The following is an 18,186-nucleotide window of genomic DNA, read 5'->3' on the forward strand; positions in this document are numbered from 1 at the left end:
CTGCGGGGCGCACAAAGTAAAACAGGCTGCCCTTTTCAGGGCAGCCTGTTGAACTGGTGGAGCCAATCGGAATCGAACCGACGACCTCTTGAATGCCATTCAAGCGCTCTCCCAACTGAGCTATGGCCCCCCGGGGAAGTGAGGCGGGGTATAACTAGCGGCCGCGGGGCGCGCAAGCGTCTCGGCGCGGGTTATTTCCGTTTTTTTGCAGGACCGCTGCATGGCCGCCATGCGGGCACGCGGCTGGACAAGCTGACGCTGCTGAGCAGGTGCGGAAGAAACCGCTCCCGAAGCCCCCCGGCTGCCCCTTCCGCGACTGCGAAGGGGCCGTTAGCCTGCGGCCTTCCTGAACTGGGGAGCGTCAGTGATGCGGAAAGTCTACCCGGATGCGCGGGCCGCGCTGGAAGGCCTGCTGCGCGATGGGCTGTTGATCCATTCCGGCGGCTTCGGCCTTTGCGGCATCCCCGCCAGCCTGATCGAGGCCATCCGTGATTCCGGCGTGAAGGACCTGACGGTCGTCTCCAACAATGCCGGCGTCGACGATGCCGGCCTCGGCCTGCTGCTGCAGACCCGCCAGATCAAGAAGATGATCTCTTCCTACGTCGGCGAGAACGCGACCTTCGCGAAGCAGTTCCTGGCCGGCGAGCTGGAGATCGAGTTCAACCCGCAGGGCACGCTGGCCGAGCGCATCCGCGCCGGCGGCGCCGGCATTCCCGCCTTCTTCACCAAGACCGGCGTCGGCACCGCCGTGGCCGAGGGCAAGGAGACGCGGGACTTCGATGGCGAGACCTATGTGATGGAGCGCGGCATCTTCGCCGACATTGCCATCATCCATGCCTGGAAGGCGGATACCGAGGGCAACCTGGTGTTCCGCAAGACGGCGCGGAACTTCAACCCGATGATGGCCACGGCCGCCAAGGTGACCATCGTCCAGGTCGAGGAGCTGGTCCCGGCCGGCGCGATCGACCCCGACCAGATCCACACCCCCGGCATCTATGTGAAGCGCATCGTCAAGCTGCCCGAGGGCTATGCCAAGCGCATCGAGCAGCGCACCACCCGCAAGCGCGCGGCCTGAGGGAGGAGTAAGGATATGCCCTGGACCCGTGACGAGATGGCGGCCCGCGCCGCCCGCGAACTGCAAGACGGCTTCTACGTCAACCTCGGCATCGGCATCCCGACGCTGGTGGCCAACCACATCCCCGACGGCATCAGCGTCCAGCTGCAGTCGGAGAACGGCATGCTCGGCATGGGCCCCTTCCCCTATGAGGGCGAGGAGGACCCGGACCTGATCAATGCCGGCAAGCAGACCGTCACCACCCTGCCGACCACCAGCTTCTTCTCCTCGGCCGACAGCTTCGCGATGATCCGCGGCGGCCATGTCGACCTGTCCATCCTGGGCGCGCTGCAGGTGGCCGAGAATGGCGACCTGGCGAACTGGATGATCCCGGGGAAGATGGTGAAGGGCATGGGCGGCGCCATGGACCTGGTCGCCGGCGTCAAGAAGGTGGTGGTGCTGATGGAGCACACCGCCGGCGGCAAGCCCAAGCTCCTGCGCGAATGCACCCTGCCGCTGACCGGCAAGGCCGTGGTCGACCTGGTGATCACCGAGCTCGGCGTCTTCTCGATCGACCGCAAGGCCGGCGGCATGGCGCTGGTCGAGCTGGCGCCCGGCGTGACGCTGGACGAGGTCCGCGAGAAGACCGAGGCCGCCTTCGCCGCCTGAGGTTGCGATCCGCGCGGGGGAGGGGTGATCTCCTCCGCCGCGCGGAAAGATCACATAAACCTATCCTTATGCCTCGTGGCTTTCGCTTGGCCGCCGTGGATGACCGTGCTATCGCGGCCGCCATTGCGGAGAACAGACATGCCCGACGCGACCCCCGGCTTCAGCGACTACAAGGTCAAGGACATCTCGCTCGCGGCCTGGGGCCGCAAGGAGATCGCCATGGCCGAGGACGAGATGCCCGGCCTGATGGCGCTGCGCGCCGAATACGGCCCCAGCCAGCCGCTGAAGGGCGCCCGCATCGCCGGCTCCCTGCACATGACCATCCAGACCGCCGTGCTGATCGAGACGCTGACCGCGCTCGGCGCCGAGGTCCGCTGGTCGTCCTGCAACATCTTCTCGACCCAGGACCACGCCGCGGCCGCCATCGCTGCCGCCGGCATCCCGGTCTTCGCCTGGAAGGGCCTGTCGGAGGAAGAGTTCTGGTGGTGCATCGACCAGACCGTCCGCGGCCCGGATGGCTGGGAGATCAACATGATCCTGGACGACGGCGGCGACCTGACCACCGTCGTGCATGAGCGCTTCCCCGAGCTGCTGGCCAATGTCCGCGGCCTGTCGGAGGAGACCACCACCGGCGTCCACCGCCTGTGGGACATGGTGAAGAAGGGCACGCTGAAGGTGCCCGCCATCAACGTGAACGACAGCGTCACCAAGTCGAAGTTCGACAACCTCTATGGCTGCCGTGAGTCGCTGGTCGACGCCATCCGCCGCGGCACCGACGTCATGATGGCCGGCAAGGTCGCCGTCGTCGCCGGCTTCGGCGATGTCGGCAAGGGCTCGGCCGCGTCGCTGCGCAACGCCGGCTGCCGCGTGCTGGTGACCGAGGCCGATCCGATCTGCGCCCTGCAGGCCGCGATGGAAGGCTATGAGGTCGTGACCATGGAAGAGGGCGCCCCGCAGGGCGACATCTTCGTCACCGCCACCGGCAATATCGACGTGATCACGCTGGACCACATGCGCGCGATGAAGCACCGCGCCATCGTCTGCAACATCGGTCACTTCGACAGCGAGATCCAGATCGGCGCGCTGCGCAACTACACCTGGGACAACGTCAAGCCGCAGGTGGACGAGGTCATCTTCCCCGACGGCAAGCGCCTGATCGTGCTGTCGGAAGGCCGCCTGGTGAACCTGGGCAATGCCACCGGCCACCCGTCCTTCGTGATGTCGGCCAGCTTCTCCAACCAGGTGCTGGCCCAGATCGAGCTCTGGACCAACGCCAAGGCCTACGAGAACAAGGTCTACACCCTGCCGAAGAAGCTGGACGAGAAGGTCGCCGCCCTGCACCTGGCCAAGGTCGGCGCCAAGCTGACCAAGCTGTCGCCGGCCCAGGCCGAGTATATCGGCGTGCCGGTCGCCGGGCCGTTCAAGCACGAAGAGTATCGCTACTAAGGATAAAACTTCGGGGGGACAGTGTCCCCCCGGACCCCGCCGGGAGTCCTCCGGCGCCCCGTGGGACCAGCGGCGTCACTCGCGCTGGTTGTCAGGCTTGCGGACAGCCAGAAAAAAGATGGGGTCCAGGGGAATTCATTCCCCTGGCCTTTTTTATGTCCTGCCCAGACAGCAGCGGCTGCCTTCGCACAGCCGGGCTTTCCTTGCCGGCAGCAATGGGCTACGGGCAAGATTGTTGCGCTTTCCTGGGAGGAATCCGTCATGAATCGTCGCGCCCTGCTCGGCGCCGCGGCCGCCGCGCCTGTCGCGCTGGCTGCCCCCGCCCTGGCGCAGGCCGCGCCGGAGCTGCGCTGGCGGCTGACCAGCAGCTTCCCGCGCAACCTGGACATCCTGTTCGGCACCCCGGAAGGCATCGCCCGCCGGGTCGCGGCGCTGACCGACAACAAGTTCCAGATCCGCTGCTTCCCGGCCGGCGAGATCGTCGGCGGGCTGCAGGCGCTGGATGCGGTGCAGGCCGGCACGGTCGAATGCGCCCATTCGGCGGCCTATTACTACACCGGCAAGGACCCTTCCTTCGCCTTCTTCACCGCCATGCCCTTCGGCCTGAACACCCGCATGTTCAACGCCTGGAACCGGCACGGCGGCGGCCAGGCGCTGGCGAACGAGCTGTTCGGCTCCTACAACATCGTCCCCTTCAGCGCCGGCGACACCGGGGCCCAGATGGGCGGCTGGTTCCGCAAGGAAGTGAAGACGGTGGCCGATCTGCACGGCCTGAAGTTCCGCATCGCGGGCTTCGCCGGCCAGGTCTTCGCCAAGCTGGGCGCGGTGCCGACCCAGGTGGCGGCCTCCGACATCTATCCCTCGCTGGAGCGCGGCACGCTCGACGCCGTCGAGTTTGTCGGCCCCTATGACGACGAGAAGCTGGGCTTTGCCCGCGTGGCGCCGAACTACTACTTCCCGGGCTTCTGGGAGCCGGGCGCGCGGCTGCACCTGATGGTCAACAAGGCCGCCTTCGAGGCGCTGCCGGCCCCCTACAAGGCGGCGCTGGAAGCGGCCTGCGCCGAGGCCGACCAGGAGATGACCGCGCGCTACGACGCCGGCAACCCGCAGGCGCTGCGCCGTCTGGTCGCCGGCGGCGCCCAGCTGCGCCCCTGGTCGCGCGAGATTCTGGCCGCCGCCTGGAAGGCCGCGCATGAGCTCTACGACGAGACTGGCGCGAAGAACGAACGCTTCAAGAAGATCTGGGACTCCTATCGCCGCTTCCGCGACGACGAATATGCCTGGTTCCGGGTGGCGGAGAATTCCTTCGACAACTTCGCCTTCACCGCCCAGCAGACGGTGCGCTGATCCTGCAACAAGCCGGGGCCGCGGGATTTTTCGCGGCCCCTGCATGCCGTTAAAATATAAGAAATTTTCGGACTTTTCCGAGGGGTTTGAGTGACAAGCCAGGGCCGGCCGGGCTATCCGGAAGGCCCTTCCTGGCAGGACCCCTTCATGGATTTTTCCCTGGCTATTTCCGCCCTGTTGATGGGGGTGGTCGAGGGCCTCACCGAGTTCCTGCCGATCTCCTCGACCGGCCATCTGATCCTGCTGGGCGAGGCCATCGGCTTCCGCGGCCCGCCGGGCAAGACCTTCGAGATCAGCATCCAGCTGGGCGCCGTGCTGGCGGTGATCTGGCTGTTCCGGGCGACGCTGATCCGCATTGCCCTGGGCATGTGGAAGCGCGGCAGCCACGAATACTATTTCGCGCTGAACCTGGCCCTGGCCTTCCTGCCGGCGATGGTGCTGGGCGCGACGCTCTACAAGACGGTGACCGAGCTGCTCTACACGCCGCTGGTGGTGGCCCTGGCGCTCATCGCCGGCGGCGTCGCCATCATCGCCATCGAGCGCGCCCGCCCCGATCCCAGCATCCATTCGGTGCCCGAGATCGGGCCGCTGGCGGCGCTGCTGATCGGCTTCGGCCAGGCGCTGGCGATGATCCCGGGCACCAGCCGGTCGGGGGCCACCATCATCAGCGCGCTGCTGGTGGGCGTCGACCGGCGCACGGCGGCCGAGTTCAGCTTCCTCCTCGCCATCCCGACGATGATCGCGGCGACCGTCTTCAGCCTGTTCAAGAACCGCGCCGAGCTGGATTTCAGCGCGGCCGGCCTGATCGGCATCGGCTTCGTCGCCGCCTTCGTCGTGGCGCTGGTGGTGGTGCGCTGGCTGATGTCGGTGATCAGCCGCATCGGCTTCACCCCCTTCGCCTATTACCGCATCGCGCTGGGCCTGCTCATCCTCGGCTGGCTGGCCGTCCGCTGAGCCCTTCCTCGCCGGGGCGGCACCGCGCTGCGGTTGTGCCCCGGCGTCTCATTCCTGGAACTTGATCGCAGGGGATGGGGACGGCATCCTGCCGGCCCATTCCTCAGGCGGCACTGTTTCCCCCATGCGCTTCCCGGCCCGGGCCTTCTTCCTGATTTCGCTGCTGGCGTCCCCGGTGTTGCTCTCGGGCGGCGCCGCCGCGCAGATGTGGCCGAACGAGACCAGCCCGGGCGGCGACATGATGGCCGGCTCCGCCCGCCAGTTCGACCGCATCCGCCCCGTCATCCCGGCGCCGATGACGCAGGAGCTGCCGGTGGCGCCGACCGTCGCCGGCGTGCCCACCGCCGCCTGGACCCCGCCGCCGCTGCCGCAGGAGGCCGCGCCCGCCCGGCCCGGTCGCCGGGCTGCCGGCCGCGGCGCCACCCCGCGCCGCGCGGCGGTCGCCCGCCGCAGCGGCGAGGGCAGCCGCAACACCCGGCTGCGCAGCGACGAGGCCGCGCAGCGCCGCTTCACCGCGCGCGAGGCCGAGATCGAGCGGCTGCGCAGCCGGCTGGAGAGCGACCGCAACCGCTATGATTCGCAGCGCGCCAACACGGCGATCCGCTCGGCGCCGCAGCCCGCCTCGCCGGCGCTGACGCGGTAAGGCGACGGGGCCAGGCGGCCGCTCACCGCTTCAGCGGCTTGCGCAGGATCCATTTCGGGTTCTCGACCACCAGCTCCTGGCCGATTTCGGCGGCGAATTCCTGCGCCGCCTTGGCGACGCCGGGCCAGGGGAAGTCGTCGCCGACCAGCACGCCGCCCGGCGCCAGCAGCGCCCAGAAGCGGCGGGCGTCGCGCAGCACCGGCTCGTATTCATGCGCCGCGTCGATATGGATCAGCTCGGCCTTCACCCGCAGCCGCTGCAGGATGACGGCGGCGTTCTCGCTGGTCTGGGCCAGCGGCACCACGCGGTCCTGCAGCCCCAGATGCGCCATGTTGCTGAGGAACTGCCAATACAGCCCCGGCATCCCATGCCGCAGCCGCAATGAAGCAAAAATGTTGTCCTGGCGCTCGCGGTTCCAGTGCTCGGGGCTGCCCAGGAAGGTGTCGACCGCGATCACCGCGCCGGGCAGGGCGTTCTTCTGCAGCGCCTTGCAGAAGAAGGCGACCGAGGCGCCCTTCCAGACGCCGACATCGATGATGGTTTTCGGCTTCACCTCCTGCACCAGGCGGGCCAGCGTCGGATGGGTGCTGTTCCAGCCCTGCAGGTCCTGCGGCAGCTCCGGCGTGAAGCCGGCATAGAGATCCTCGCCGAAGAGCCGCTGCATCAGCGCCTGCGCGGGCGTTTCCTGGGCAGGGGTCCCCGTGGCGGCGGCGGCGTCGGACATGAAAAAAGCTCCCGGTCTGCACCGGGAGCTTGCCATCTCGATCCGCGATCGCAAAGGCGGCGGAAGCTAGTCCCTGGCCGCGGCGGGCTCGCCGAAGGCCATGACCAGCTCCTGGATGCGCTTCGGGTCGCTCTGCTCCATGACGCGGCGGGCGAAGCGGGCGCAGTCGTCGATCTGCAGCGTGCGCACCACCTGCTTCACCCGCGGGATGGCGCTGGCATTCATCGACAGCGTGCGGATGCCCAGGCCCAGCAGCAGCGGCACCAGCCGCGGATTGCCCGCCATCTCGCCGCAGACCGAGACCGGCATGCGCAGCCGCAGCGCCGCCTCCGTCGCGAACTGCACCAGCCGCAGCACGGCGGGGTGCAGCGGGTCGTAGAGATGGGCCACCTCCGCCTCGGCGCGGTCGACGGCCAGGGTGTACATGGCGAGGTCGTTGGTGCCGATGGCGAAGAAATCGGCCTCCAGCGCGATGGCGTCGGCGGCGAGCGCCGCGCCCGGCGTCTCGATCATGGCGCCCAGCGGCGGCAGCTTCTCCGGCAGCGGCACGCCCTTGCGGCGCAGCCGGCGGGCGACGCGCTCATAGATCTCGCGCGCCTGGGCGACCTCGGAGGGCACGGTGACCATCGGCAGCAGGATGCGCACCGGGCCCTGTGCGGCGATGCGCAGGATGGCGGCGAACTGCGCCTCCAGCAGCTCAGGGCGCTTCAGCAGCATGCGGATGCCGCGCAGGCCCAGCGCCGGGTTGGGGCCGGCGTGATAGGGCTCGATGCCTTCGGCCAGGGCCTCGATGTCCTTCTCGCCGCCCCAGTCGAGCACGCGGATGGTCACCTGGTCGCCGGCCAGAGGCCCGACGATCTGCGCATAGGCGTGGAACTGCGCATCCTCGTCCGGGAGATCCTCCCGGTTCATGAACAGGAACTCGGTGCGCAGCAGGCCGATGCCCTGCGCGCCGGCCTGGGCGATCAGCGGCAGCTCGGCCGGGATCTCCAGATTGGCCTGGAGCTCGACCTCCTCGGCATCCAGCGTGACCGAGGGCAGGCGCCGGAGCTTGCCGAGCCGGGTCTTCTCCTTGGCATAGGCGGCCAGCGCCTCGCGCCCGGCCTCCATGGCGGCAGGGCCGGGGCGCAGCACGATGGTGCCGGCGCTGCCGTCCAGCACCGCCTCGTCGCCGCGGGCGGCAGCCTCGGTCAGGCCAGGGCAGCCCAGCACCGAGGGGATGCCCAGCGCGCGCAGCATGATGGCGGTATGGCCATCGGCGCCGCCTTCCTCCGTCGCCACGCCGGCGATGCGGGCGGGGTCGAGCAGCGCGGCATCGGCCGGCGTCAGCTCCTCGGCCACCAGGATGGCGCCCTGCGGCACGCCCTTCAGGCTGCGGAAGGGGGTGGCGGTCAGGTTGCGGGTCAGGCGGCGGGCGATCTCGCGCACCTCGCCGGCGCGGCGCTTCAGGCCGGGCTTGTCGTCGTCCTTGGCGGCCAGGATGACGGCGGCGATGGCCTCGGCCTCGTCCTGCACGGCGGTCTCGGCGGCCAGCAGCTCCTCGCCGATGCGGCGGCGGGCGCCGCGCAGCAGCCGGCTGTCGCCCAGCATCATGGCATAGGCGTCGAGCAGCGGCGCCAGCTCTTCCTGCGCCTCCTCCGGCAGCACGCCGAGGCGCGCCTTCAGCTTGCCGACCTGCTTGCGGCTGGCGGCGGCCGCGGCGTTGAGGCGCGCGCGCTCATCCTCGACATGGCCGGCATCGACCTGGCGGCGCGGCGCCAGCGTCGGCTCCTCCGAGGTGTCGTAGACGGCGCCGATGGCGACGCCATGGCTGACCGGGATGCCGCGGATCGAGACCTCGCGGGTCTTGGCCTTGCGGCGCGGCTCCTTCTCCGGACGCACCGCCTCGGCCGCCTTCTCGGCGGCGCGCAGCACCTCGGCCTTCAGCGCTTCCGCCTCGGCCCTGGCCTCCGCCTTCTCCTTCGCGCTGGCCTTCTCAGTCTTCATGGAAACCGGCCTCGATCAGGCCGGCCACCGCATCCAGCGCCTCTCTGGCGTCCCACCCTTCGGCCTCCACCAGCACCTCGCTGCCCTTGCCGGCGCCCAGCATCATCAGCCCCATGATGGAGCAGGCGGGCACCTTCTGGCCATCGCGGGACACGGTGACGCAGGCGGAAAACCGCTCGGCCAGCGAGACCAGCTTGGCCGCCGCCCGGGCATGCAGGCCGCGGCTGTTGATGATGCGGATGCTGCTGCGCAGCACCAGCGGGTTGGCGGCTTCCGGTGCAGGCTCCGCGGCCGCGCCATAGGTGTCGGACGGCGCGGCGGGCGCGGGGCCGCGCCAGAAAAGCAGGCCGGTCTGGTCAAGGCGCATCGTCTCGCCCCTCTGCTGCGGCCGCCACGGCGCGAGCGCGCGACGGCCTGGTCTGGTCCCCGGATCCCGGTACCGCTGCGAGAATCGACGGGCAAAGCGCCGGGATTATGGCAGGCGCGCCGCGGGGATGCGCCCCAGGGACTGCGCCTGCGCCGTATTTTTTCCATATCTGGCCGGCGGGACCGGTTTTCCAGTCCCGCAAGGTCGAAGGCCGGGCTCAGCCGGTTTTCTGCACGCATTGCAGCACCACCTCGGAGGGCGGCGCGCAACGGGTGGGGGTCGCGCAGGCGATGTAGTGGCGGCCGGCGCGCATGGCGTGCTCGACCGCGGGCGACAGCGGCTCGGCGTTGCGGATGCGGGCCAGCTTGACCAGCATCGGCAGGTTGACGCCGGCGATCACCTCGATGGCGCCGCCGGCCGCCGCGCTGTCCTGCGCCACCGCCGTGGCCAGGTTGGACGGCGTGCCGCCGAACATGTCGGTCAGCAGCACCACGCCGTCGCCGCTGTCCACCGCGGCCACCTGGGCCAGGATGTCGCGCTTGCGGCCGTCCATGTCGTCCTCGGGGCCGATGCAGACCGTCGCGACCTGGGCCTGCGGCCCCACGACATGTTCCATCGCCAGGCGGAACTCCTCGGCCAGGCGGCCGTGGCTGACCAGCACAAGACCGATCATCAGGAATACGCCATCACAGTGTGCAAGAAGGGTCCTCCCGACCCGGATGAGGGAGCGGCGCCGCGGCGCCGGCACGGGCTTCCGGCCCGCGGTATCCAGCATGGGCGTCCTGCCCGCGCTGCTCAGCCTGGGCGTCCTGCCCGATCGTCACGTCCGTCGTCCCGGCGGCGCCGCCAGGAGGCCTGGTGGCACCGCTGTCCGCCGCCGCCGGAACGGGGTCCGCAGCCGGCGGTCCGGTGAGGACCCGCTCGGCGGCGGCCAGCTCGCGGTGGCGGAGGTCGACCCGCCATCCCTGCCCGGCCAGGTGCTCGGCCAGCATCTCGGCCAGCAGCACGGAGCGGTGCTTCCCGCCCGTGCAGCCCAGGGCGACGGTCAGGTATTTCTTGCCCTCTGCCGCATAGCGGGGCAACAGCGGGTCCAGCAGCGCCGTCATGCGCTGCCAGAATGGACCGAACTCCGCATCCGCCTTGATGAAGCCGGCGACCGCCGGATCCCGTCCGGTCTGCGGCCGCAGCGCCGGATCATAATGCGGATTGCGCAGGAAGCGCAGATCGAAGACGAGATCGGCCTCGCGCGGCAGGCCGCGCGGGAAGGCGAAGGACAGCACCGCGACCGCCATCCCCTCGGGCCCCTCCGCCACCCGGAAGCGGCGCTCGATCTGGCGGCGCAGCTCCGGCAGGGGCAGCTCGGTGGTGTCGACCAGGGCATCGGCGGCATCGCGCAGCGGCGCCAGCAGCGCCTCCTCGCGGGCGATGCCGTCGGCGACCGAGCCGCCCAGCGAGCCGCCCGGGGCCAGCGGATGACGCCGCCGGGTCTCCGAGAAGCGGCGCATCAGCACGGCGGGTTCGGCGGTGACATAGATGAGCTCGGGGGCCAGCCCCGGCAAGGTGCGCAGCCGCGCGATTCGCTGCAGCAGCGCCAGCGCGTCGAAGCCGCGGGTGCGGGCGTCGAGGCCGACCGCCAGCGGCACATGGCCGCCGTCGCGCACCAGCTCCTCCAGCACCGCCAGCGGCGGGTTGTCGATGCTCTCGAAGCCGAGGTCCTCGAGCATGCGCAGGATCGAGGCCTTGCCGGCGCCGGACAGGCCGGTGACCACGACGAACGGCCGCGCGCCGTCCGGCGCGACGAAAGGCCGCGCGCCGCCTGGCGCGACGAACGGCCGCGCGCCGTCTGGCGCGACGAAGGGGCGCGTGCCCTCGCGGGCCGGCGGCGACTCGGGAAGGAGGGTCACGCCGCGAAGGCCCTCATGCCGCGAAGGCCCCGGCCCGCTGGCGCAGGCGGGACCGGCTGGCGGCCAGCGCCCAGGCCAGCTTGTCGGGAGTGGAAGCGTCGAAGCCATGCAGCGCGACGCAGGGCAGGGGAATGCCGGCGACGGCCAGGCTGCGCGGCAGCGGCAGGCGGGGGATGGCGGCGCGCGGCGCCAGCTCGACCACCAGGCGCAGCGGGGCAGGGGCATGGGCCAGCCCCTCGAAGATGCCGAGGCCGCGCACCTCCAGCAGGCCGGCGAGCGCCGCGGGTGCGCCGGCCTCGACGCCGCCGTCGCGCAGGGTCGCCACCACCTGGTCGTCGGCCACGAGCCGCCAGCCGCGCTGCAGCAGGTCGGACTTGCCGGAGCCCGGTGGGCCCAGGAAGAGGACGCCCTCGCCTTCCAGCGCGGCGCAGCTGCCGTGCAGCATGATCACTCGGTCAGGGCTCCCGTCGGGGGGTGGAGACTCTGAAATCTGCTGAAATATGGCAGGATCGGGGCGGCTGTGAAAGCCACCCGCCCCGGCGACCCCCGGTTGCGGCCGCGGGCCAGCCTTCCTGCCATGGGTTCGGCGCTGCGGGCGCCGCGCGGCCAGGGCTCCGGTTGCCCGGCGCCGGGGGTGGTGCCAGGGTTGGGCGCATGAGCGCTGACCTGCCAAGCACCCCGCCCGACGCCGCCGCCATCCGGGCCGCCGCCGCCCGAATCGCCCCCTGGATCCGACGCACCCCGGTGATGACGCTGGCGCCGGGCGACCTGGGCCTGCCGCCCGCCACCGGCCCGGTGGTGCTGAAGCTGGAGCTGCTGCAGGCCACCGGCTCCTTCAAGCCGCGCGGCGCCTTCAACCGGATGCTCTCGGCCGGCAGCCTGCCGGAGGCGGGGGTGATCGCGGCCTCGGGCGGCAACCACGGCGCGGCGGTGGCCTATGCCGCCCAGGCGCTGGGGGTGAAGGCCGAGATCTTCGTCCCCGAGATCACCGGCGCCGCCAAGGTCGCGCGGATCCGCGGCTATGGCGCCGCGCTGGTGCAGGGCGGGGCCAGCTACGACGAGGCGCGGCAGGCCTGCGAGGCGCGGGCGGCGGAAACCGGCGCGCTGATGGTGCATGCCTATGACCAGGCCGAGGTGCTGGCCGGCCAGGGCACGCTGGCGCTGGAGCTGTCCGAGCAGGCGCCGGAACTGACCCATGTGCTGGTGGCGACCGGTGGCGGCGGGCTGATCGGCGGCGTCGCCGGCTTCTATGGCGAGGCCGTCGAGGTGGTTTCGGTCGAGCCCGAGGGGTGCCCCACGCTGTTCACCGCGCTGCGCGAGGGGCGGCCGGTGCCGGTGGAAGTCGGCGGCGCGGCGGCGGACAGCCTGGGGGCGCGGCAGATCGGCCGGCTGAGCTTCGAGGTGGCACGGCGCAGCATCGGCCATGCGCTGCTGGTGCCCGACCAGGCGATCCGCGCGGCGCAGAAGAAGCTCTGGGATGTCTGCCGGCTGGTCACCGAGCCGGGCGGCGCGACCGCGCTGGCCGCGCTGCTCAGCGGCGCCTTCGTGCCGCCCGAGGGCGCCAAGGTCGGCGTGGTCGTGTGCGGCGCGAACACCGACCCCGGCTCGATTCTGGAGGGAGGTCCAGGAACCTAAGGTTCCTGGCGGGGAGGGTCTGGGAGGGGCGGAGCCCCTCTCAGCCTTAATTCATCGGCAGCCGCACCACGAAGCGCGCCCCGGTGACCTTGCCGCTTTCGTCCCGCCGGTTCTCCGCCGCGATCCGCCCGCCGAGACCTTCGACGATCTGCCGGCTGATGGAGAGGCCGAGGCCGGAATGCTGGCCGAACTCTTCGCCGCTGGGCCGCTCGCTGTAGAATCGCGCAAAAATGCCTTCGAGCTTGGCCTCGGGGATGCCGGGACCTTCATCCTCCACGGTGAATTCCATCATCGCCCCGGTCGGGCGGGCGCGCATCCAGACGCGGCCGCGCTCGGGCGAGAAGGAGATGGCATTGCCGAGCAGGTTGCGGAAGACCTGCACCAGGCGGCCTTCGACGCCGCGCACCACCAGCGACCCGGGGGCGAGGTCGAGCTCGACCAGCGGGTCCTCCTCGTCGCGGGTGGTGTTGTGCAGCTCGGTCAGCGCCGAGAGGATGGGCGCGATGTCGACCGGCTCGGAGGCGGTGCGGGACAGCTCGGCATCGACGCGGGAGCTGTCGGCGATGTCGCCGATCAGGCGGTCCATGCGGACGGCGTCGTCGGCGATGATGTCGAGCAGGCGCTTCTGGTGCACCGGGTTCTCGATGCGGCGCAGCGTCTCGATGGCCGAGCGGACGCTGGTCAGGGGGTTGCGCAGCTCGTGGGCGACGTCGGCGGCGAAGCGCTCGTTCTGGTCGATGCGGGCCCAGAGGGCGGTGGCGGAGGATTGCAGGTCACGGGCCAGGACGCCGATCTCGTCTTCCCGCGACAGCAGGGCCGGGGGGACGGAGCCGGCGCGGCCCTTGCCCTGGCGCATGGCGACGGCGGCTCCGGCCAGGCCCAGGATCGGCGAGGCGATGGTGCGGGAGAGGAACAGCGAGGCCGCGACCGTCAGCAGCAGCGCCAGCAGGAAGAGGCCCAGCACCGAGGAGCGGATCTCGAGAAGCCGCTCGTCCACCTGGCGGGCTTCGCGGGTGAGAAGAACGATGCCGACGGACTGGCTGCCGCGGCGGGCGGGCTCGGCCACCGAGACCAGCAGCCGGCCTTCGCGGGTGCGGCGGATATAGGGGCGGACGCCGCCTTCGAGGGCGAGTCGCAGCTCTTCCCGGCGATCGGGGCCGAGGGCCGGCTGCCAGTCGAAGGAGGGGGCGTCGGGGCCGACATCGACGAAGACCTCGTCATCGGCGGAGCGCGGCCCGTAGACCGAGCGCGGCAGCAGCGCGAGAATCCGGTCGTAGAGGCCGCCGATGGTGCCGGCAAAGGCGCCGCGCGGCTCGGGCGGGGCGAGAGGCTCGGTGACGATGGCGCCCCCCTGGCCCTCGCGCACCCGGCTGTCGGCGACCAGCAGGCCGGTGCTGTCGAACAGCTTGGCCTGGGTATTGGGCGAGGGCTCGACCAGGCGGCGCAGCAGCGGGCGGGCGGTGTCGGGCACCAGGACGGCGCGGTCGTCCTGCAGGCGGACGGCGGCCTCGGCGATGCCGCCGGCATAGATGCGGGCCTGGGTGCGAAGGCCTTCGACCTCGGCCGAGAGCAGCCCGTTCTGGTACTGGTCGAGATAGAGCAGCGCCGCCGCCAGCAGGGCGGGGGCCAGCATGTTCAGCAGCAGGATGCGGCGCAGCAGCGGCGAGACCCGCCGCTTCGGCGCGGCCGGCTGCGGCAGGACGGCGGTGGCGGCCCTTCCGCTGGCGTCGGGCATCAGGCCTCCTTGTAGCGGTAGCCGATGCCGTAGAGCGTCTCGATCATCGAGAAGTCGTCGTCGACCGCGCGGAACTTCTTGCGCACCCGCTTGACGTGGCTGTCGATGGTGCGGTCGTCGACATAGATCGCCTCGCCATAGGCCGCGTCGATCAGCTGGTCGCGGTTCTTCACCATGCCGGGGCGCTGCGCCAGCGTCTTGACCAGCAGGAACTCGGTCACCGTCAGCTGCACCTGCTGGCCCTTCCACAGGCAGGTGTGCTTGGTCTCGTCGAGCGTCAGGTCGCCGCGGGTGATGATGCCGGAGGGCGGCGCGCCGGAGCCTTCGGCGCGACTGGCCTCGTTGCGGCGCAGCAGGGCGCGGATCCGCTCCAGCAGCAGCCGCTGGCTGAACGGCTTGGTGATGTAGTCGTCGGCGCCGAGGCGCAGGCCCATCAGCTGGTCCAGCTCTTCGTCCTTCGAGGTCAGGAAGATCACCGGCATGGTCGAGCGCTGGCGCAGCCGCTGCAGCAGCTCCATCCCGTCCATCCGCGGCATCTTGATGTCCAGCACGGCGAGGTCGGCCGGGCGCGACAGCAGCCCCTGCAGCGCGCTCTCGCCGTCGGTGTAGGTGCGCACCTGGAAGCCCTCCTGCTCCAGCGTCATGGAGACGGAGGTCAGGATGTTGCGGTCGTCATCGACCAGGGCAATCGTGGCGGGCATATGGGGGCTGGCTCCTGGGGCGTCCTGGACCCGTCCTGCCAAGGGATTGTGGCACGAGCCGGGCCGCCACAGGGCATAGAGGACAGGATCGCCGATGGACAAGGTGGAAGCGGCACGGCAGGCGCGGCGGCTGCTACGCAACGCGCGCCAGGGGGTGCTGGCAACGCAGCGCGATGGGCAGCCCTATGCCGCGCTGGTGACGCCGGCCATGGCGCCGGACCTTTCGCCGCTGCTGTGGCTGTCGCGGCTGTCGGAGCATGCCCGGCAGCTGGCCATCGAGCCGCGCTGCGCCCTGATGGTGCAGGGGGCGGCGGAGGGCGAGAATCCGCAGACGGCTCCTCGCGTAACCGTGACCGGCCTGGCCGAGCCGGTGCCAGACGGCGAAATCGTGGCGCTGAAGGCCCATTGGCTGGCACATCACCCCTATGCCGAGGCCTATGCCGGCTTCGGCGATTTTTCCCTGTGGCGCATCGTCCTGCAGGCTGCGCAGCTGGTCGGCGGCTTCGCCGCGGCCGCCCGGCTGAAGGGATCGGAGCTGCGCCCCGACCCCGATGCCGTCGCCGCGGTGGCGGCTGCCGCGCCGCAGATCGTTGAGCATATGAACGCGGATCACCCGGACGCGGTTGAAAACATTGCGGCCCGCCTGCCCGGCCAGATGCCCGGCGCGGGGGCAGAGGGCTGGCGGATGCTGGCGGTCGATGTCGACGGCTGCCTTTTCTCGCGCGGGCCAGAGCGCTGCCGGCTGGATTTCGGGGCGCCTGCGGCGGATGCAAGCGGCGTGCGCCAGGCGTTGGTCGAGGCCGCCCGGGCGACGCGGGCGGCCGGGGAAGATTGAGGCAAAAGAGTGGCCTAGCATGGGGTGGTCGTCGTATAATATGACGACAACACTTACATTGACCGGCGGATCGGCGGCGGCGTAGGTTCAGGCTGAACCCGGCTTTCGGCGCATGAGGTACCCGGTACGCGATGCGCCGAGTGACCGGGCTTTCCCCAAGGCTACTGCCCCGGCGGATTCCTGCCGGAGGATAAGCGCCCTGCTCGGAGCATATCGTCTGATGACATCGCCGAATGCCGTTTCCGCCCTCGCCGGGACCGGCGTCACCGCCGCCGCCACGCTGCACGCCAACCTGACCGCCGCCGGTCTCTACGCCCAGGCGCTGGCCCGGGGCGAAGGCCGCCTTTCGGCCGATGGCGCCTTCATCGCGGTGACCGGGCAGCACACCGGGCGCTCCGTGCAGGACAAGTTCGTGGCCGATGACCCGGAGGTCTCGAAGGAGATCTGGTGGGGCAAGGTCAACCAGAAGCTCGAGCCGGCGAAGTTCGAGGCCTTCACCGCCGATGTGCGCGCCTGGCTCGGCCAGCGCGAGGTGCTGTTCACCCAGGACCTCTATGCCGGCGCCGACCCGGCCCACCGCATCAAGGTGCGGCTGGTGACCACCAACGCGTGGCACGCCCTGTTCGCGCGCAACATGTTCATCCGCCCGGCCGTCGAGGAGCTGGCCTCCTTCACGCCCGACTTCACCATCCTGCATGCGCCGGAGATGGATGCGAAGCCGGAGCATGGCGGCCGCGCCGGCTCGACCACGCTGATCGCGCTGTCCTTTGCCAAGAAGATCATCGCCATCGCCGGCACCAGCTATGCCGGCGAGATCAAGAAGTCGATCTTCACCGTCATGAACTGGCTGCTGCCGGCCAAGGGCGTGCTGCCGATGCACTGCTCGGCCAACGTGGGCAAGGACGGCGACACCGCGCTGTTCTTCGGCCTGTCGGGCACCGGCAAGACCACGCTGTCCTCCGACCCGGAGCGCGCGCTGATCGGCGACGACGAGCATGGCTGGTCGGCCAACGGCGTCTTCAACTTCGAGGGCGGCTGCTACGCCAAGGTCATCAAGCTCAGCCAGGAGGCCGAGCCGCAGATCTGGAACGCCTCCCACCGCTTCGGCGCGGTGCTGGAGAACGTCATCGCCGATGAGCGCGGCAATCTGGACCTCGACAATGGCAGCCTGACCGAGAACACCCGGTCCTGCTATCCGATCGAGTTCATCCCCGGCACCGCCCCGGGCGGCGTCGCCGGCCTGCCGAAGAATGTCGTCATGCTGACGGCCGACGCCTTCGGCGTGCTGCCGCCGATCGCGAAGCTGACGCCGGCCCAGGCGATGTACCACTTCATGTCGGGCTACACCGCCAAGGTCGCCGGCACCGAGAAGGGCCTGGGCCGCGAGCCGCAGGCCACCTTCTCGACCTGCTTCGGCGCCCCCTTCCTGCCGCGCCATCCGGAAGTCTACGGCAAGATGCTGGCCGAGCTGATCGCCCAGCACGGCGCGCAGGTCTGGCTGGTGAACACCGGCTGGACCGGCGGCAGCTACGGCACCGGCCACCGCATGTCGATTAAGCACACCCGCGCCCTGCTGCGCGCGGCGCTGGACGGCAGCCTGGCCAATGCCACCTTCGCGACCGATCCGTTCTTCGGCCTGGCCGTGCCGCAGAACGTCCCGGGCGTGCCCTCCGAGGTGCTGAACCCGCGCGAGGCCTGGGCCGACAAGGCCGCCTACGACAAGACCGCCAGCCACCTGGTCGGCCTGTTCGAGAAGAACTTCGAGACCTTCGCCGGCGCCGTCGGCGAGGAAGTCAAGGCGGCGGCGCTGAAGAGCGCGGCCTGAGGCTTTCCCCCTGCGGGGGAGGAAGCAGAGGGGCGGGGCCGCAGGGTCCCGCCCCTTTTTTCATGCGTTTGCGCGCCCGGCCACGCCCCCGCGCCCTGAAAAAATTCCGTGGCATCGGGGGGCGACTGCGTTCATAACGCCGTCCGGGTTGGCCCGCTCAGGCCGGCCCGGACCCGCCGGCGGGCGGGGAGCACGAAGGCTGCACCGGGCGCGACCCTTTTCTTCAGGGCCGCGTGGCGGCGTTTCCGGCCACATGGTGCGTTCCGCGGCCCCTGACGCCGCGGCCACTCCATGCCGCCCGAGACGCCGATGAACCCCCTCTCCACTTCAGGGGGACGGACCCCGGTCTGGCGTCGCGGCC

16 protein-coding genes, 1 tRNA gene and 1 pseudogene are annotated in these 18,186 nt (G+C 70.7%); 9 read left to right on the forward strand and 9 right to left on the reverse strand.

Annotated features, from left to right (window positions below):
• Positions 1 to 54: 54 nt before the first annotated feature.
• A tRNA-Ala gene (locus BKE38_RS09645) sits at positions 55 to 130 on the reverse strand.
• 237 nt (positions 131 to 367) lie between these two features.
• Between BKE38_RS09645 and BKE38_RS09650 the strand changes: the two genes are divergently transcribed.
• The 6 genes from BKE38_RS09650 to BKE38_RS09675 all read left to right on the forward strand — a co-directional run bounded on the left by BKE38_RS09650 (position 368) and on the right by BKE38_RS09675 (position 6,113).
• Positions 368 to 1,075: a CoA transferase subunit A gene (locus BKE38_RS09650; RefSeq protein WP_076957110.1), complete on the forward strand. Its 708-nt coding sequence runs from the start codon at positions 368 to 370 to the stop codon at positions 1,073 to 1,075.
• A gap of 15 nt (positions 1,076 to 1,090) precedes the next feature.
• Positions 1,091 to 1,723, forward strand: coding sequence for a CoA transferase subunit B (locus BKE38_RS09655; RefSeq protein ID WP_076957111.1), 633 nt, complete (start codon positions 1,091 to 1,093; stop codon positions 1,721 to 1,723).
• A gap of 138 nt (positions 1,724 to 1,861) precedes the next feature.
• Entirely contained in the window at positions 1,862 to 3,169 is a 1,308-nt protein-coding gene (ahcY, locus tag BKE38_RS09660; RefSeq protein WP_076957112.1) for an adenosylhomocysteinase, read from the forward strand.
• 261 nt (positions 3,170 to 3,430) lie between these two features.
• Positions 3,431 to 4,516: a TRAP transporter substrate-binding protein gene (locus tag BKE38_RS09665; RefSeq protein WP_076957113.1), complete on the forward strand. Its 1,086-nt coding sequence runs from the start codon at positions 3,431 to 3,433 to the stop codon at positions 4,514 to 4,516.
• 147 nt (positions 4,517 to 4,663) lie between these two features.
• Entirely contained in the window at positions 4,664 to 5,470 is an 807-nt protein-coding gene (locus BKE38_RS09670) for an undecaprenyl-diphosphate phosphatase (RefSeq protein WP_076957157.1), read from the forward strand.
• Positions 5,471 to 5,594: 124 nt separating this feature from the next.
• Complete coding sequence (locus BKE38_RS09675; RefSeq protein ID WP_076957114.1) at positions 5,595 to 6,113, forward strand: hypothetical protein; 519 nt, start codon at positions 5,595 to 5,597, stop codon at positions 6,111 to 6,113.
• Positions 6,114 to 6,135: 22 nt separating this feature from the next.
• Here BKE38_RS09675 and BKE38_RS09680 read toward each other — a convergent pair whose 3' ends face one another.
• The 6 genes and pseudogenes from BKE38_RS09680 to BKE38_RS09705 all read right to left on the reverse strand — a co-directional run bounded on the left by BKE38_RS09680 (position 6,136) and on the right by BKE38_RS09705 (position 11,539).
• Positions 6,136 to 6,837: a class I SAM-dependent methyltransferase gene (locus BKE38_RS09680; protein WP_076957115.1), complete on the reverse strand. Its 702-nt coding sequence runs from the start codon at positions 6,835 to 6,837 to the stop codon at positions 6,136 to 6,138.
• A gap of 66 nt (positions 6,838 to 6,903) precedes the next feature.
• A complete protein-coding gene (gene ptsP, locus BKE38_RS09685; RefSeq protein ID WP_083747424.1) occupies positions 6,904 to 8,823 on the reverse strand; it encodes a phosphoenolpyruvate--protein phosphotransferase in 1,920 nt (639 codons plus the stop codon).
• On the reverse strand, positions 8,813 to 9,190 hold the full coding sequence (locus tag BKE38_RS09690; protein ID WP_083747425.1) for an HPr family phosphocarrier protein: 378 nt from the start codon (positions 9,188 to 9,190) through the stop codon (positions 8,813 to 8,815). The genes ptsP and BKE38_RS09690 overlap by 11 nt, the downstream gene beginning before the upstream one ends.
• A gap of 217 nt (positions 9,191 to 9,407) precedes the next feature.
• Positions 9,408 to 9,863: a PTS sugar transporter subunit IIA gene (locus tag BKE38_RS09695; protein WP_076957116.1), complete on the reverse strand. Its 456-nt coding sequence runs from the start codon at positions 9,861 to 9,863 to the stop codon at positions 9,408 to 9,410.
• 187 nt (positions 9,864 to 10,050) lie between these two features.
• A pseudogene (rapZ, locus tag BKE38_RS09700) lies at positions 10,051 to 10,959 on the reverse strand (RNase adapter RapZ); the annotation flags it as partial.
• 148 nt (positions 10,960 to 11,107) lie between these two features.
• Positions 11,108 to 11,539, reverse strand: coding sequence for an HPr kinase/phosphorylase (locus BKE38_RS09705; RefSeq protein WP_076957160.1), 432 nt, complete (start codon positions 11,537 to 11,539; stop codon positions 11,108 to 11,110).
• A 209-nt stretch (positions 11,540 to 11,748) separates the two neighbouring features.
• On the opposite strand from BKE38_RS09705, the gene BKE38_RS09710 reads away from it, so the two are divergent.
• Positions 11,749 to 12,729, forward strand: a complete 981-nt coding sequence (locus BKE38_RS09710) for a threonine/serine dehydratase (protein ID WP_076957117.1) — start codon at positions 11,749 to 11,751, stop codon at positions 12,727 to 12,729.
• 46 nt (positions 12,730 to 12,775) lie between these two features.
• Here BKE38_RS09710 and BKE38_RS09715 read toward each other — a convergent pair whose 3' ends face one another.
• On the reverse strand, positions 12,776 to 14,464 hold the full coding sequence (locus BKE38_RS09715; protein ID WP_076957118.1) for a sensor histidine kinase: 1,689 nt from the start codon (positions 14,462 to 14,464) through the stop codon (positions 12,776 to 12,778).
• Positions 14,464 to 15,165: a response regulator transcription factor gene (locus tag BKE38_RS09720; protein WP_076957119.1), complete on the reverse strand. Its 702-nt coding sequence runs from the start codon at positions 15,163 to 15,165 to the stop codon at positions 14,464 to 14,466. Before BKE38_RS09720 ends, BKE38_RS09715 begins: the two co-directional genes overlap by 1 nt.
• 94 nt (positions 15,166 to 15,259) lie before the next feature.
• Here BKE38_RS09720 and BKE38_RS09725 point away from each other — a divergent pair, with 94 nt between their 5' ends.
• Both BKE38_RS09725 and BKE38_RS09730 read left to right on the forward strand, forming a co-directional pair.
• Positions 15,260 to 16,000 (forward strand): HugZ family pyridoxamine 5'-phosphate oxidase, encoded by a 741-nt coding sequence (locus BKE38_RS09725; RefSeq protein WP_076957120.1) that lies wholly within the window; start codon positions 15,260 to 15,262, stop codon positions 15,998 to 16,000.
• Between the two features lie 220 nt (positions 16,001 to 16,220).
• On the forward strand, positions 16,221 to 17,825 hold the full coding sequence (locus BKE38_RS09730; RefSeq protein ID WP_076957121.1) for a phosphoenolpyruvate carboxykinase: 1,605 nt from the start codon (positions 16,221 to 16,223) through the stop codon (positions 17,823 to 17,825).
• Positions 17,826 to 18,186: the final 361 nt, after the last annotated feature.

This window comes from Teichococcus deserti (genome assembly GCF_001982615.1).
Taxonomy (GTDB): Bacteria; Pseudomonadota; Alphaproteobacteria; order Acetobacterales; family Acetobacteraceae; genus Pseudoroseomonas; species Pseudoroseomonas deserti.

Bases quoted from the DNA above. Each gene is read 5' to 3' on its own strand.
- BKE38_RS09650 (WP_076957110.1), top strand. From the start codon at position 368: ATGCGGAAAGTCTACCCGGATGCGCGGGCCGCGCTGGAAGGCCTGCTG.
- BKE38_RS09655 (WP_076957111.1), top strand. From the start codon at position 1,091: ATGCCCTGGACCCGTGACGAGATGGCGGCCCGCGCCGCCCGCGAACTG.
- ahcY (WP_076957112.1), top strand. From the start codon at position 1,862: ATGCCCGACGCGACCCCCGGCTTCAGCGACTACAAGGTCAAGGACATC.
- BKE38_RS09665 (WP_076957113.1), top strand. From the start codon at position 3,431: ATGAATCGTCGCGCCCTGCTCGGCGCCGCGGCCGCCGCGCCTGTCGCG.
- BKE38_RS09670 (WP_076957157.1), top strand. From the start codon at position 4,664: ATGGATTTTTCCCTGGCTATTTCCGCCCTGTTGATGGGGGTGGTCGAG.
- BKE38_RS09675 (WP_076957114.1), top strand. From the start codon at position 5,595: ATGCGCTTCCCGGCCCGGGCCTTCTTCCTGATTTCGCTGCTGGCGTCC.
- BKE38_RS09680 (WP_076957115.1), bottom strand. From the start codon at position 6,837: ATGTCCGACGCCGCCGCCGCCACGGGGACCCCTGCCCAGGAAACGCCC.
- ptsP (WP_083747424.1), bottom strand. From the start codon at position 8,823: ATGAAGACTGAGAAGGCCAGCGCGAAGGAGAAGGCGGAGGCCAGGGCC.
- BKE38_RS09690 (WP_083747425.1), bottom strand. From the start codon at position 9,190: ATGCGCCTTGACCAGACCGGCCTGCTTTTCTGGCGCGGCCCCGCGCCC.
- BKE38_RS09695 (WP_076957116.1), bottom strand. From the start codon at position 9,863: ATGATCGGTCTTGTGCTGGTCAGCCACGGCCGCCTGGCCGAGGAGTTC.
- BKE38_RS09705 (WP_076957160.1), bottom strand. From the start codon at position 11,539: ATGCTGCACGGCAGCTGCGCCGCGCTGGAAGGCGAGGGCGTCCTCTTC.
- BKE38_RS09710 (WP_076957117.1), top strand. From the start codon at position 11,749: ATGAGCGCTGACCTGCCAAGCACCCCGCCCGACGCCGCCGCCATCCGG.
- BKE38_RS09715 (WP_076957118.1), bottom strand. From the start codon at position 14,464: ATGCCCGACGCCAGCGGAAGGGCCGCCACCGCCGTCCTGCCGCAGCCG.
- BKE38_RS09720 (WP_076957119.1), bottom strand. From the start codon at position 15,165: ATGCCCGCCACGATTGCCCTGGTCGATGACGACCGCAACATCCTGACC.
- BKE38_RS09725 (WP_076957120.1), top strand. From the start codon at position 15,260: ATGGACAAGGTGGAAGCGGCACGGCAGGCGCGGCGGCTGCTACGCAAC.
- BKE38_RS09730 (WP_076957121.1), top strand. From the start codon at position 16,221: ATGACATCGCCGAATGCCGTTTCCGCCCTCGCCGGGACCGGCGTCACC.